Below are 14,322 nucleotides of genomic sequence, written 5' to 3'. Positions count from 1 at the left end.
CCTGATCATCGATTCGCCCTTCGGTCGAACTCAAGGAGACTCAGGATCATGTGGCAACGACACTTTGCAGCCGCGCTGTTCGCAACACTCGCCATCACGGGCGTCGCACACGCTGACCAACTGGCCGACATCAAGGCGCGCGGCACGCTTGTTTGCGGCACGCAGAACGCCAGCGAGCCGTATGCGTTTCCCGACGCGGCCACGCGCAAGATCGTCGGATTCGACGTTGACGTGTGCAACGCGATCGCGAAGGGATTGGGCGTGAAGCTCGAACACCGTGCGCTGTCGACCGACGCCCGCATCCCCGAACTCAAGACGCATCGCGTCGACGTGCTGGCTGCCGCCGTTGCCTGGATGCCGGCCCGTGCCGCTCAGGTCGACTTCAGCGACCAGTACTTCGTTGCCCCGATTCGCGTGCTGGTGCGCGCCGACTCGCCGGTGCAGACGCTTGATCAGCTCGCGGGCAAGAAGATTGCCGCGTCCGAGGGGTCCAGCTCGGCCGCCGTGTCGGTCACGCGTCTGCCCGATTCGAACCTGCTCACCTTCCACGACATTTCGTCGGCGTTCCTCGCGCTGCAGCAAGGTAAGGTCGAGGGGCTGGTGGCGGGCCAACTGATTCTGGCGCGCTTCGCCAACGAAGCTGCCGCCAAGGGCGGACAGCAATACCGACTGCTCACCAAGTCGGTCTTCGAAGAACGTTGGGGCGTGGTGACCAACAAGAACGAACCCGCTTTGCTCGCCGCCGTGAACAAGATTCTGGTCGACTACGACAAGTCGAATGGTTTGCAGGACAGCTTCGACAAGTGGCTCGGCAACAAGTCGGTCTACAAGTTCACGCGCGACTATAAGGTCGAGCCGATCAAGGTGCAGTAAGCGAGACGCGGCGTAATGTTCGATCTTTCGTTTCTGCTCGAAGACGGCTACCTGAAGCTGTTTCGCGACGGGGTGCTGACCACGCTCCAACTGTTCGTGGTCTCGGGACTCCTGGCGATCGTGGTGGGCGTGGTGCTCACCACGCTGCGCGCCCTGCCGGTCAAGCTCTTCAAGGGCTTCGTGATCGTGGTAGTGGAATATCACCGCAACGTACCGGTGCTGGTGCAGATTCTCGTGTGGTACTTCGGCGTGCCGCAACTGCTGCCTGAAGGCCTGCGCGATTGGATCAACGCGGGCAACACCGAGTTTGTCTTCGCAACGCTCGCGCTGGCGCTCAATGCCGGCGCGTTCATCTCCGAAGACCTGCGCTCGGGGCTGCGCGCGATTCCGCACACGCAGCAGGAGGCCGCGTGGTCGATCGGTCTCACGTACTTGCAGTCCTTCCGTTATGTCGTGCTGCCGCAGGGTATTCGCGTGGCGACGCCCGCGTTGCTCAATCAGGCGCTGCTGCTCTTCAAGAACAGCTCGCTGGCGATGGCGATTGGCGTGCACGAACTGATGTATCGCACGCGTCAGATCGACAACCTGACGTTCCGCACGTTCGATGTGTTCATGGTGGCGACGATCCTGTATCTGATCGGCACGCTGGCCTTGATGGCGCTCTCCGAGCACGTTGCCAAACGCCGTACGGCGCCCTCGGGAGTTTGAGACGATGTACGAGATCCTGCATGACTATCTCGCGCTGTTCCTCGTCGGGAGCTGGCCCAACGGCCCGCTTGGCGGCGTGGCGATCACGCTCATTCTCTCGGCGCTCGGGCTGGTGATGTCGTTTCCCATCGCGGTGGTGATCGGCATGGCGCAAGTCTCGCCGCTGCGCTGGCTGCGACGTGCGGCCGGTGTATGGACGCGACTGGTGCGTGGCATCCCGCTGCTGATGATCATCTTCTGGGCGTACTTTGCTGTGCCGCTTCTCGTGGGCGCCGAGGTATCCGCATTCACGACGGCCGTGTGCGCGATCATCGTCTACGAGAGCGCCTTCCTGTCGCAGATCGTGCGTGCCGGCCTTGAAGGCCTGCCGCGCGGCCAGATGGAAGCGGCGCGCTCGAACGGGCTGTCGTGGCTGCAAAGCATGCGTTACGTGCAATTGCCGCAGGCGCTCGCGAACATGTTGCCGTCGATCGTCAACCAGTTCGTGTCGATCATCAAGGCGACGTCGCTCGCCTATGTGATCGGGGTGCCCGAGCTGACGTACTCGGCCGCGCAGGTCAATACGATCGTGCTGACCAAGCCGCTGCAGACGTTCCTCGTGCTCGCAGCTTTCTATTTCGTGTTGTGTTTCGCCATTTCGCGTTTCGCCGGCTGGCTCGAGCGTCGTATCGCCCGTCAGCGTGCGGGATTGGCCTAAGTGCAGGATTCAAGAAGGAGAACGCGATCATGACCATGCTCGCATTCGAGAAAGTCGATAAGTATTACGGCGATCATCACGTCCTCAAGGGGATCGATGCCACCATCGGGCGCGGCGAAGTCGTTGTCGTGTGCGGCCCGTCGGGCTCCGGCAAGTCGACGTTGATTCGTACCGTCACGCGGCTCGAAGCTATTCAGAAAGGCCGCATCCTTTTCGAAGGCCGGGACGTCACCGCGCGCGACGTCAAGCTCAATCAATTGCGCGCCCGCATCGGCTTCGTGTTTCAGAGCTTCAATCTGTTTCAGAACCTCTCGGTGCGCCAGAATCTGATGCTCGGACCGACGAAGGTGCTCGGCATGTCGCGTGACGAAGCCACGGCCCAGGCCGAGACGTTGCTCGCAAAGGTCGGCCTTGCCCACAAGATCGACGCCATGCCGGCGAACCTCTCGGGCGGTCAGCAGCAACGTGTGGCCATTGCCCGCGCGCTCGCCATGAAGCCGCCGCTCATGCTGTTTGATGAGCCGACGAGCGCCCTCGATCCCGAGATGGTGCAGGAGGTTTTGCAAGTCATGCGCTCGCTGGCGGAGGAGGGGCTGACAATGATGATCGTCACGCACGAGATGGGCTTTGCGCGCGACGTGTCGAGCCGCGTCTGGTTCATGGACCAGGGGCAGTTGCTCGAAGACGCGCCGCCGGCGGAATTTTTCAGCCAGCCGAAGCACGCGCGTGCGCAGCGATTCCTGCAGGACGTGCTGCGCCCGTCGCCGATGATCGGCGTGCCGCGCGACGCCGTGCCCGCCTGACAACGACCCCACAAGCACGACGCACACGACACTTACGCCATACCCGAACACGCGACCGCGCCCCAGCCGGGACCCGTCGCAGAACAAGATCCTACGGAGAAGACTTCACATGTCCACGCCCACCCTAGCCGAACAACGTCAGGCCGCCGTCGGCGACGCCATTGCAGCCATGAAGGCGTCGCTGGCCCCTGAGGGCGAGACGCGCCCCGCGCTGGCCGCCGTACTCGATCAGGTCAAATCGCTCGCCGCGCGCACCGCGCTGTGGAACGAGGCCGACTTCCCGCCGCCGGCCGACGGCGAACTGCAAGCGCGCTACCTGATTCACGAAGACGCGGACAAGACCTACGCGCTGTACCTGAACGTTATGCGTCCGGGCAAGAAGATCACGCCGCACAACCATACGACGTGGGCCTGCATCGCGGCGGTCGAAGGCGTCGAATACAACTACGTCTACCGTCGCACCGACGACGGCAAGACACCCGGCGTCGGCACGCTGGAAGTGAGCGACACTGTCGTGGTCGATCCGGGCCACGGCATTGCGTTGGCGTCGGACGACATTCATGCCGTCGAGATCCAGGGCGACGCGCCGATTCGCCACCTGCACATGTATGGCCGCGCGCTCGAGACGCTGACCGAGCGCATCACGTTCGATCTCGCCAAGGGCACGTATCAAGTCATGGATATCGGCGTGAAGACCCGCCGCTAAAGCTACCGTGACCGCCGGCGAAACCCGGCGGCGAACTCCCTGACGGCGCGAGCGTTCCTCGCGCCCCCAATTCACATCGCCCCGCCGGGCGGTGCGGGCCCGTTCATCCCTACGTTTTGGACATGACCGGGCGGAACCTGACAACCGACGCAACGCTATGACCTCGTTTACTCCTCACTTCGTGCCGCCCGCCCGCCTCAAGGAATGGTTGCACGACGGCGCCGAAATCGCCGTGTTCGACGTGCGCGAGCATGGCGAGTACGGCGAAGCGCATCTCTTCTACGGCGTGACGCTGCCTTACAGCCGTCTCGAACTCGACATCGTGCGGCTTGCGCCGCGCCGCGACGCCCGCGTGGTGCTCTATGACACCGACGCGAGTGTCGCCGTTCAGGGGGCGCAGCGCTTGGCCGCGCTCGGATATTCCGACGTGTACGTGCTCGAAGGCGGCACACAGGCTTGGCAACAAGCCGGCTTTCGTCTGTTCGCCGGCGTGAACGTGCCGTCAAAGACCTTCGGTGAGTTGGTGGAGATGGCGTATCACACGCCCCGTGTGTCGGCGCGCGAGCTGGCCGCCATGCGCGAGCGCGGCGACGACGTCGTGATTCTCGACGGACGTCCCGTGAGCGAATACCTGAAGATGACGATTCCGTCGTCGATTTGCTGCCCGAACGGCGAACTCGGCTATCGCATTCGCGAGCTGGTGCCGAACCCCACCACGCCCATCGTCGTGAACTGCGCCGGACGTACGCGCAGCATTATCGGCGCGCAGACGCTCATCAACCTCGGCATTCCCAACCCGGTGATGGCGCTGGAGAACGGCACGCAGGGCTGGTATCTGGAAGATTTGCCGCTGGAGCATGGCAGCACGCGCCGCTATCCGGACGCGGTTGCGCCGTCGAGCCTCGCGCAGATGCGTGAAGCGAGCGGTGCGTTGGCCGAGCGCTTCTCGGTGCCCGAAGTGGATGCCGCGACGTTTGCGCAATGGGCCACGGACACGACGCGCACGCTGTTCCTGTGCGACGTGCGCACGCCGGAAGAATTCGCCGCCGGGTCGCTGCCCGGTGCGCAGCACACGCCGGGCGGCCAGTTGATTCAGGCGACGGATCAATACGTGGGCGTGCGTCATGCCCGGGTGGTGCTGTTCGACAACGATGGGGTGCGCGCCCCCATCGTCGCGAGCTGGCTGCGTCAGTTGGGTCACGACGCCTATGTGTTGCGCGGCGGACTCGCCAGCGGTGCGTCGTTGCCGGGCCGTGCGCCGGCTGTGGACACGACGCTGCCCGAGATCGATGTCGCCGCGCTCGCCGCGGCACTGGCCGACGAGCGTGTAACCGTCGTCGACCTGCGGCCGAGCATGAGCTACCGTCGCGAGCATGTGTCGGGTGCGCAGTGGGCGATTCGTCCGCGGCTGCCGAGCCTGCCTGCGTCGCGTAACATCGTGCTGATCGCGGACGAGCGCGGCATCGCGGAACTGTTCGCGGCCGACTGGCGGCGTGCGCATGCCAACGACGCGCGCACGGTCTCGCTGCTTGCGGGCGGCTTCAAGGCTTGGGCCGTGGCCGGCCAGCCGGTGCAGAGCACGCCCGATGTGCCGGCGGACGCCGAATGCATCGACTACCTGTTCTTCGTGCACGATCGTCACGACGGCAACAAGGCGGCGGCGCGCCAGTATCTGGCGTGGGAGACGGGCTTGCTGGCCCAGCTCGACGACCGGGAGCGCGGTGCGTTCCGTATCGGTGAGCCTGCCGCCGCGAAGTAAGTGCAGTCGCTGGCGTGCGCAAGCGTTGCGCACGCCATGCGTTATCTTCTGATTTGTTCGAATCGTTCGAAACCTTATCCCCCCAACGTCCGATCATGTCCCGACAATCGACCCCCAAACGTCTCGCTACCCGTCTGGTCAAGGGCGGCATGCACACCGCCGTGGTTGGCGGTCGTGCCGTCAATCCGCCGGTGGTACGCGCGTCCACCGTGCTGTTCGATACGATGGACGACCTGAACGACGCGCGCCGCCGTCGCGGCACCGAGCGCATGTTCACCTACGGGGCGCGCGGCAATCCGACGGGCTTCGCGCTGGAGGATGTCGTCGCCGAGCTGGAAGGCGGGTATCGCACGCGTCTGTTCCCGACGGGACTGGCGGCGATTTCGATGGTATTTCTGGCTTACGTGCGTCCGGGCGATCATGTGCTGATTTCGGACTGCGTGTATCAGCCGCTGCGTCACTTCGTTGAGACGTTTCTCAAGCCGTGGGGTGTGCACGTCACCTACTTCCGCGCCGATGGCAGCGACGCGGCGGAGCATATGACGGCCCGTACGAAGATGATCTACGTGGAGACGCCGGGCTCACTCGTCTACGAGATGTGCGACATCCCGGCGCTGGCCGATCTGGCGCATCGTCATGGGGCGCTGCTCGTGGCGGACAACACTTGGGGCTCGGGCGTGCAGTGCCGTCCGCTGATGTTGGGGGCTGACGTCTCGGTGATGGCCGCGACGAAATATCTGAGCGGGCACTCCGACGTCATGATGGGAACGGCGACCACGACGCAGGACGTCTGGCACACGCTCTCCACGATGGCGGATGCGCAGGGCGTGGCCGTGAGTCCAGACGACGCGTATCTCGTGCTGCGCGGCACGCGCACGTTGGGGGCGCGTCTGCAGATGCATGAGCGTCATGCGTTGGAAGTTGCGCATTGGCTCGGCAGTCTGCCGGACGTGGCGCGCGTGTTCTGCCCGGCGCTGCCGACGCATCCGGGGCATGCGCTGTGGCAACGCGATTGCGTGGGCACGAACGGCCTGATTTCGTTTGAGTTCGCCAACGCCACGACGGCACAAGCGGACCGCTTCGTCGATGCGCTCGAGCTGTTTGGCATCGGCGCGTCGTGGGGCGGCTTCGAGAGTCTGGCGACGGTGTCGAACGTGGCAGGCACGCGCACGTGCGAGGACTGGACGTCCGCCGGCCCGATCGTGCGTCTACATATCGGTCTGGAAGACCCGCAGGATCTGATCGAGGATATGGCGGCGGCGCTTGAGCAGGTGTTTGGGCGCTAAAGCCTACGGGACTTCAGCGCCGAGTCAAATTCACGACGACGGCGCGGGCGAGGACGCCCGCAGCCGCGCACGTCGTCACTTCCCAGCGGGGGAGGCGTGTGCACCGCCGTCGAGTGTGGTCAGGATGTCGTGCGCTGCGCGGATGCGCTCGTCCATCGCGTAGTTCTTGTTCGCGAGCAGTACGACGCCGATCTGCTTCGACGGGACGAAGGCGACATAAGCGCCGAACCCATTCGTCGAGCCCGTCTTGTTAATCCAGGCCACGGGCGTGGGGGCCATCGGAGGCGCGAGTTCACGAACGGCGGTCGGCTCGTAAGCCATTCGGGCCGAGTTGCCGTCAAGCAGCGCATCGACGCTGACCGGATACGGGTACTGCTCCCAGATCAGGTCCTGCGTGATCGGCTTGTCGAAGAAATAGCCGGTGTGGGTCGCGTTGATCGCTTGGCGCAGCCGGTCGTCCTGCACTGGCTGTCCGAGGTTGGCGCGCACGAACCGCAGCAGGTCGCTCGCCGTCGTCTTCACGCCATAGGCTTCCTGATCGAATACGCCCGGTGAGACGCGAATCGGCTTGCCATCCTTCCCATATCCCCACGCGTAGTTGGCCTGCTGATCCTTCGGCACCCGGAGGTAGGTGTGCTGCATGTCCAGTGGCTTGAAGACGTGCTCCGTCACGAGTGTCGCGAAGTCACCGTGCATGGCGCGTGCGGCGATCCAGCCGAGGGCACCGATACTCACGTTCGAATAGGTGCGCACCGTGCCGGTGGGTTTCGCCGGCTTCCACGACTTGAGGTATTGCAGGACGTCGTGGGTGCCATGAACGTTGTCCGGCACTTGAAGCGGCATGCCGCCGGTCGTGTGCGTGCCGAGATTGACGAGTTTCACGTCGCCGAAGGGGGTGCCTGCAAGTTCGGGGACAAAGCGGCTGGTCTTGTCGGTGAGCGAGAGGGCACCGACGCCTTGCGCATAGGCGGCGAGCGTCGCGGTGAATGTCTTGCTGACCGAACCCAATTCGAAAAGCGTGTCGGCCGTGACGGGTGTGTTGGCCTTCTTGTCAGCCACGCCGTAATTGAAGACGTAGGTATGCCCGTCGAAGACGATGCCGACGGCCATGCCGGGGATTTGCTGTCGGGCCATGAGCGGGGTGATCATCTTGTCGACGAGCGATTTGATTTCGTCTTGCCGAGGATTGGTCTGGACCTGTGCTTGCGGTTCTGCGGCGTAACTGCGCGCGCTGAACGTCATACAGGTGATGGCGGCGGTCGCCGAAAGTGCGGCGAAAACGGCGAGATAGGGCTTTGTCATCGAGGGTCGTCTCCGTGTGGGGGGCTTAGGACGCATGAGGCACGACGGTACCGCGTGCCGATTCGGCGTCATGGTAAAGCGCGGTGATCAATGCCCGAAGCGTAATCGCAAATTGACGCGTACTCGCGGCACGACGATGTAACGAACGTAACCGGTGTAATGGATGTAACCGAATGGGGCTCGCCAAGCGGTGCCAACGGGAGTCGTGCGTCATCGGAGAAGTTGATGACTCAGTCCTCACAGAGTCCGGTCATGTTCTTCGGTGGGCTATTACGGAGCATCTTGATATTTCGCTGGACAATCTGTAACGCGACTACTGTCGGCTTTCGCCGTCGAATCTCATTGCCGTCCATATCACGACCGAGATACGACCATGTGGCAGCGAAGTCCTCGGCGACAAATGGCAGCAGCTCGCCACTGAACGAGTCTTTGTAGAGGAGCAGTCGGCCGTGCCCATTTGCGTTGGTAGAGAATGCGCTGTCGCCACTTTGAGGAGCATCTGCCGGCGCATCCACCCATTGCGCGAGACGAGGAGAACGCTTTTCGAAGTGGGTGTTGAAGTCCTCGAAGTATCCGGGCAGAGACAGCAGGGATACTGCGATGTCACCTTGATCGAATGAAGACTGGGTAACGGTCCAGGCGTTCAACGAAGCTGCTGGTGCCGAGATTATGATTCCGTCGCGGATAAACCGTTTGGCCAGGGCTTGGTAGGCATAAAAGGCGCCCAACGAATTCCAATGCGTATCCGTACGCGTGTACATCTCGTACGGAGTGTTACGTTTCGCATCGTTCAGGGCAGGACGAAGGTCTACCACCCGAAGTCCGGGGAGTTCCACCTTGAAATAGTCGAGCAGTTGATCAAGTTGGGTCGTGCCGTTGGGATTCACATGAATCCCTAACTGTTCGGGGTAGACGTACTGCTTGTCGGGGGCGACGATGAAATAGAAGGGGATCCCGCACGCCGAGAGCGCGTTTTGCGTGACCCCAAGATTCTCCACGATCGCGCGCAACTGGCCTCGAGAGAGCGGGTCCTTGCCTCGCACATCGGCAAAGTGTGGTTGGCCAGGGACGTAGTATTGATCGAAAAAGAGCCACTTATTGGGGCCAACGACGACATCCTGATTTGTTGGCGACCCGGTCCGCGCGATTTGCAACCGTGAGCCGTAATACACGAGTGCATCGCGCATGCCAAAGCGATCGCTGAACCAACGCTCGAGACTTTGCAAAGAGCGTATCGAGAGATCAGGGAATGGCTCTAGCACCCGGTTTTCATGAAGAGGCGAGGGGGCGAAGCTCGCGCGGCCGAACCATGCGATCGGCAGCGCGATCAGCGAAAAAAATGCCAAAGGCACAGCCACCCTATTTAGCTTCTTCAGCCAGGTCAGAGGCCGTTGCGCCCGAGGTTGAATTTCGACGTTTTCAAGCATGACGCGTCAGAAGCGGAAATAGATGAACGGGTTGTACTGCCCAAGTGCGATCGACATCGTCGCGAGGACAAGAGCGGGTGTGACAAACGCGGCCGCGACGACACCGTCGATGTTGCGCGACACTAACCAGGCACGTACCGAGGTGAGGCGTTCGAGTGCCCAAGGGTAGAAGCCAGCCGCCAACACGATGGCGGCAGGTATGAGCCATCCGAGATGGCCAGAGAACAGGGTCTTGACGGTTACCGAGGGATCTGTCGGCGTGGATATGCCGGCGAGTGCCCCGAAATAGCTCAGCGCGCGGTCTATGCTGTCGGCTCTGAAAAGCACCCACGTAAGCATGACGGCCAGGACGAGGTAGCCGTGGCGAGCATATCGCCACGTGGCAGATCTCGACACTACGTTCGACGGAACCAACTTTTCGAGAGTAAGCAGGGCGCCATGCGCCGCGCCCCAAAGCAGGAAATTCCAGGTTGCACCGTGCCAAAACCCAGTCAGAAGGAATACGATCCAGAGATTCCGAAGGGTTCGGCTCGTACCGTCCTTGTTGCCGCCGAGTGGGATGTACACGTAGTCACGAAACCACGTCGACAGAGAGATATGCCAGCGGCGCCAGAAATCCTGCATCGACGTCGCGGCGTAGGGATAGTTGAAGTTCTCTGGGAACCGGAACCCGAACATGCGCGCGAGCCCGATGGCCATATCCGAATAGCCGGAGAAATCAAAGTAGATTTGCAGCGTGTAGCACAGGAGGGAGAACCACGCTACAGATGCTGACAGTTCGCCGGAGGGTACGCTAAAGCCGGCGTCGGCCACGATCGCCAACTGATTGGCGATAAGCACCTTCTTTGCGAGGCCCATGGTGAAGCGAAGCGCGCCGGCCGACGCGTCATCGAGAGTAGCGATGCGCGCTCGAAGTTGTGACTGAATGTCTTTGTATCGGATGATCGGACCCGCGACCAGTTGCGGGAACAACGTGATATAGAGACAGTAATTGACGATACTTCGGTTCGGTTGCGCGTTTTTCCGGTAGATGTCGACAAGATACGAAATCGCGTGGAACGTGTAGAACGAAATGCCAATCGGCAGAGGCAGCGGCCGCAGCGCCAGCGGATCGACGCCCAAAGGCGTCAAGATCCCATTCAAGTTTTCAACAATGAAGCCTGCGTACTTGAATGCCCCGAGAATGAAGAGGTTGATGCCGACGCCAATTCCCACCATCCGGAGACGTTTTTTCGCTCGATCGATGCTGATGGCCAAGCGGAAGTTGATGCCGATGGACACCATCATCAAGATCAAGAAGCGAGGTTCGCCCCAGGCATAGAAAACGATGCTGGCCAGCGCGAGCGTCAGGTTGCGCCAGGCGCGCGGGGTCAAAAAGTACGCGGCCAATGTCATTGGGAGAAATAGTCCCAAAAAGGCGATACTGCTGAATACCACGGGGAAATCCTCTGAATCTATTGTCTGGTCCGAATGCCCGTGCTTAACGACACTTCGATGCACATTCGGGGGGTGTTGTAATGACTGCCGTTGCGGCACCGGAAATCGTCGCAGTAGCGCGAAGTAAACTTGGCGATTGATCTGGGGAGGGAGCGGTCGGCGCTGTACCGGGCCGAGGAAAACGGGAGTATTACCTTAGCTCTCGCACCTCATTTGCTTTCTCATCCGCATAAGTTCCGATGTCGCGCGCGACGGCTTCACCCGCTGCCGTTGCTGCTTGCATCAGGCGCGACGGGTCGTTGAGCAGATCCTGTAGATCAGGTGTGCGAGTTACCGTTTCATTCAAGTCGGTAGTATCGCGATTCACACTAGCCAATGTCTGCGTCTGATTCGCCTCGTCGGTCAGCGTGATCGTGCCTTCGCTTACGCCCGTGCGCGTCGTGGCCCGCTCGCTACCGCTCTCCATTTGCGGCAACATCGGAGAAATCCCACCTGCGTTGTTGCCGGAGCGATTGCCCGTCGTACGCTCGTTCGCGCCGCCATTACCAAGGGTGGCCCCGCCACCGGCACCAAAAGTGTTGGCGCTGCATTCCGAATGGTTCTCAATGTCGGAGCGCGTCAACGTGGATGTCGTCAGTTGATTCAGATCGAACTGCGACAGTGGCCTGGGCATTGGGAGGGCGAACTCATCAAAGGCGCTTTCAATCGTTCTTGCGTGGGCACGCTGGTGGAGCGCAAGACGCGCTTCATGGTGCTGTGCCGTATGGACGGCTGCACGGCCCTGGACGCATTGGAGGGCTTCACGCGCAAGATGAAGAAGCTGCCGGCGTTTCTGCGCGAGAGCCTCACGTATGATCGGGGAGCGGAAATGACTTGTCATGTCGAACTGTCCAGGCGATTGAATCTCGATATCTGGTTTGCCGATCCGCACGCGCCCTGGCAGCGTGGCAGCAATGAGAACAGCAACGGCTTGCTGCGCCAGTTCTTGCCGAAGGGCATAGATTTCTCGAGCGTCAGCCAGACACAACTCAACGACATTGCCAAATTGCTCAATGGACGGCCGCGTCTACTTCGACTGATTCTCTTCGTCGTCCTTCGACTTGTAGCTGTCGCGCGCTTTCTTGTTGCTGCTGTCGAACGGCTTGATTCTTAGTAGCGCTGCACGACTTGTCATCCCTCCCACTGCGGCTATGCCCAAACCGACGAGTAGCAAGGCCCCGCTCCAAATTGATGGCTCAATGAACTTGAACGTGTAATACATAATGCTAAATCCGGCCGCGATCAGGCATAGCCTGAACCATCGTGTGAAGTTCCCTTCCTCAAAAATCTTAATGTTTTTCATCTTTCTTTTCGGATCCATTCACACTTTTAATTGCCTTGCTCCAGTATTTATTGATGAGATCCTGCGTGGACTGTGACGCACTACTGGTGTTTATAGCGTTCGCAGCCGCGTTGATCGCAGGCCCAAAACCTGGAAACCTTTCCGACGCCGCGCTAACCGCAATCCCGACTCCGCTAGAAACCCAATATTGACCAACGTCCGGCTTCGCTATCTGTACCACCGCGTCCGCCGCCATGCCCGTCGCGGTTGCAACGTAAGATGCTGTGGCCAATCCCGGTGCAAAAGGCGAAGGTATGGACGCTCCAGCCGCAGTGGCTGCTCCAAACCGGCCTGCTGCAGTTGAGACGCCGCTCGCCATATTGGCCACAGTACCTCGGACGTCCGTCTTAGCTGGCGTCGGCGCGTATGTGAAGTTACTCGGCACGTGCCCTGGGGCGGCTGAGTCGTAGTTCGCCATAATGAACCCCTGCAACTCCTGATTCGGCTCCTGCAATGACTCAACTATCAACGGATTTCCGTTGGCATTGGTCAATCCTGTGTTAATCCATCGTGCGCCCGGATCTGTCGGCGTGCGTCCATTTAGTTCCTCAGCCACGCCTGCCGGCACCGATCTCCCGTCCGTTTGAGCGACGCCCATAATTCTCATCTGGTCTTCGACCTGTTCCTGCGTATGGCGGCCGTTGCTTTTTGCTGCAATGTGCTTCGCCAAGGTCCGCTCATCCGGATGCAACTGCCGATTGAACCGATCCGCATTGAACCCAGTAAACGCCCCCGAGGTTCCGCCCGCCACCGCACCTACCGCAGTACCTACACCCGTTGCCACAATCTGAGCCAATGCCTGATCGACATCGGCGTTGCCCGTCGGACTGGCATTCTTAATTTCGTCACTCAGCTTGTTTAGCGCCGGACCAAGCTTTGACGTCAACTTCGTGCCTAGCGCATTGCCTGCCCACAGGTCGGCCAACAGCCGTATCGCTATCCGCGTGCGTCGCTGCCAGATTGCGGTTACTCGTACATTCTATTTTTTGCACCAACATATGAATAGGATTGCAACGGAAGCTATCGTTCCTCTTGCAATGACACTCTTTTCGTTTACAGCCATCAGCAAACTTTCTAGATTTATTGACTGCATGCAGCCGTGTGAAATTGTGCATTTAAGCATCAATCCAAATATCCAGATGAAATAAAATCCGCTGACGCAAGTCGTCCATGCAAAGAAAATGGCTAGCAACCACCGAATCATTTTTTATGTCCATTAGATTTTGGTAAGTTATGCACCACGGGCTTTGCGATTTCTTGTCCCGCACCTTCCGCCAGTGTGCCAACTGTGACTGCTGCAGAATTCTTGCCAAAAAGATTCCAGCCACGACCCGCCCACGCTCCGGTAGAAGCCCAAGTTGATGCATCTAGTCCAGGCTTAAGAATAGTATTCACTCCACTTTCGACAAATTTGCCGATTCCGTAACCTAACCCGGACAGGGCACCATTTACGAGAGCTGCGTCTGCGAGACTATTATTCTCTCCGCGCATAAAATTGTTGATGCTTGTAGTTGCGGCGCCACCCAACGCGTTGACCGTTATGTTCCGAACCAATCCTCCAGACGCCCCAGCTACGCCAGTTACATACGCTCCGGCCACGTCCACGGGATTGATGTTGCCGTTTTGAACATACTGCGAGCCCGCATTGATGGTCGCGCTGATGACACCCGTGCCATTTGCCGAAGCCGCCGCACTGGAGCCAAGCATCCCGCCCGTACTAAAAATCGGCGTTCCGGGCAACGCCACCAAAGGGCCGCCTATTGCTATCGTCGCCGCGCCAGCGGCCGCTCCAATCGTCCCCTTCGCATAGGCGTCTCGATACGCTTGTTCGCGACTCATTGAATCCTTGATCGCTTGTCGTCCCGGTGACCTGACTGCTTTTTTCGTACCACTGGCGTCTAGGGAATCACGGCCCCGGTGGTTGAACTACATTCGCTGACCCG

At 60.6% G+C, this 14,322-nt stretch carries 13 protein-coding genes and 1 pseudogene; 8 read left to right on the top strand and 6 right to left on the bottom strand.

Features of this window, described 5'->3' with window-relative positions; all coding sequences use genetic code 11:
* The first annotated feature begins 48 nt into the window (after nt 1-48).
* From PCE31106_RS15870 to metC, 7 genes are all read left to right on the top strand, one after another.
* Entirely contained in the window at nt 49-873 is an 825-nt protein-coding gene (locus PCE31106_RS15870; protein ID WP_017231481.1) for a transporter substrate-binding domain-containing protein, read from the top strand.
* Nucleotides 874-888: 15 nt separating this feature from the next.
* Nucleotides 889-1,581: an amino acid ABC transporter permease gene (locus PCE31106_RS15865; RefSeq protein WP_017231482.1), complete on the top strand. Its 693-nt coding sequence runs from the start codon at nt 889-891 to the stop codon at nt 1,579-1,581.
* Nucleotides 1,582-1,585: 4 nt separating this feature from the next.
* On the top strand, nt 1,586-2,278 hold the full coding sequence (locus tag PCE31106_RS15860) for an amino acid ABC transporter permease (RefSeq protein ID WP_017231483.1): 693 nt from the start codon (nt 1,586-1,588) through the stop codon (nt 2,276-2,278).
* Between the two features lie 29 nt (nt 2,279-2,307).
* Nucleotides 2,308-3,081, top strand: a complete 774-nt coding sequence (locus tag PCE31106_RS15855) for an amino acid ABC transporter ATP-binding protein (RefSeq protein ID WP_302476057.1) — start codon at nt 2,308-2,310, stop codon at nt 3,079-3,081.
* 109 nt (nt 3,082-3,190) lie between these two features.
* Nucleotides 3,191-3,787 (top strand): cysteine dioxygenase family protein, encoded by a 597-nt coding sequence (locus tag PCE31106_RS15850; protein ID WP_017231485.1) that lies wholly within the window; start codon nt 3,191-3,193, stop codon nt 3,785-3,787.
* A gap of 157 nt (nt 3,788-3,944) precedes the next feature.
* A complete protein-coding gene (locus tag PCE31106_RS15845; RefSeq protein ID WP_150563928.1) occupies nt 3,945-5,546 on the top strand; it encodes a rhodanese-like domain-containing protein in 1,602 nt (533 codons plus the stop codon).
* Between the two features lie 95 nt (nt 5,547-5,641).
* On the top strand, nt 5,642-6,832 hold the full coding sequence (metC, locus tag PCE31106_RS15840; RefSeq protein ID WP_150563927.1) for a cystathionine beta-lyase: 1,191 nt from the start codon (nt 5,642-5,644) through the stop codon (nt 6,830-6,832).
* A 75-nt stretch (nt 6,833-6,907) separates the two neighbouring features.
* Here metC and blaPNC read toward each other — a convergent pair whose 3' ends face one another.
* The 4 genes from blaPNC to PCE31106_RS15820 all read right to left on the bottom strand — a co-directional run bounded on the left by blaPNC (nt 6,908) and on the right by PCE31106_RS15820 (nt 11,620).
* Nucleotides 6,908-8,134: a PNC family class C beta-lactamase gene (gene blaPNC / locus PCE31106_RS15835; protein WP_150563926.1), complete on the bottom strand. Its 1,227-nt coding sequence runs from the start codon at nt 8,132-8,134 to the stop codon at nt 6,908-6,910.
* 230 nt (nt 8,135-8,364) lie between these two features.
* The gene (locus tag PCE31106_RS15830; RefSeq protein WP_150563925.1) at nt 8,365-9,561 is read right to left on the bottom strand and encodes an alginate O-acetyltransferase AlgX-related protein; all 1,197 of its coding nucleotides are present in this window, start codon (nt 9,559-9,561) and stop codon (nt 8,365-8,367) included.
* 6 nt (nt 9,562-9,567) lie between these two features.
* Nucleotides 9,568-10,998, bottom strand: a complete 1,431-nt coding sequence (locus tag PCE31106_RS15825) for an MBOAT family O-acyltransferase (RefSeq protein ID WP_150563924.1) — start codon at nt 10,996-10,998, stop codon at nt 9,568-9,570.
* A 190-nt stretch (nt 10,999-11,188) separates the two neighbouring features.
* Entirely contained in the window at nt 11,189-11,620 is a 432-nt protein-coding gene (locus tag PCE31106_RS15820) for a hypothetical protein (protein ID WP_150563923.1), read from the bottom strand.
* Between the two features lie 24 nt (nt 11,621-11,644).
* Between PCE31106_RS15820 and PCE31106_RS15815 the strand changes: the two are divergent.
* Nucleotides 11,645-12,064: pseudogene (locus tag PCE31106_RS15815) on the top strand (IS30 family transposase); the annotation flags it as partial.
* 262 nt (nt 12,065-12,326) lie between these two features.
* Here the strand turns inward: PCE31106_RS15815 and PCE31106_RS15810 are convergent.
* Complete coding sequence (locus PCE31106_RS15810) at nt 12,327-13,265, bottom strand: hemolysin (RefSeq protein ID WP_150563922.1); 939 nt, start codon at nt 13,263-13,265, stop codon at nt 12,327-12,329.
* A gap of 314 nt (nt 13,266-13,579) precedes the next feature.
* Entirely contained in the window at nt 13,580-14,218 is a 639-nt protein-coding gene (locus PCE31106_RS15805) for a hypothetical protein (RefSeq protein ID WP_150563921.1), read from the bottom strand.
* Between the last annotated feature and the right edge of the window lie 104 nt (nt 14,219-14,322).

This window comes from Pandoraea cepalis (assembly GCF_902459665.1).
In the GTDB taxonomy this organism is placed as follows: Bacteria; Pseudomonadota; Gammaproteobacteria; order Burkholderiales; family Burkholderiaceae; genus Pandoraea; species Pandoraea cepalis.
The sequence above is the reverse complement of the archived record's forward strand: the minus strand, read 5'-3'. Positions and strand labels throughout refer to the sequence as shown.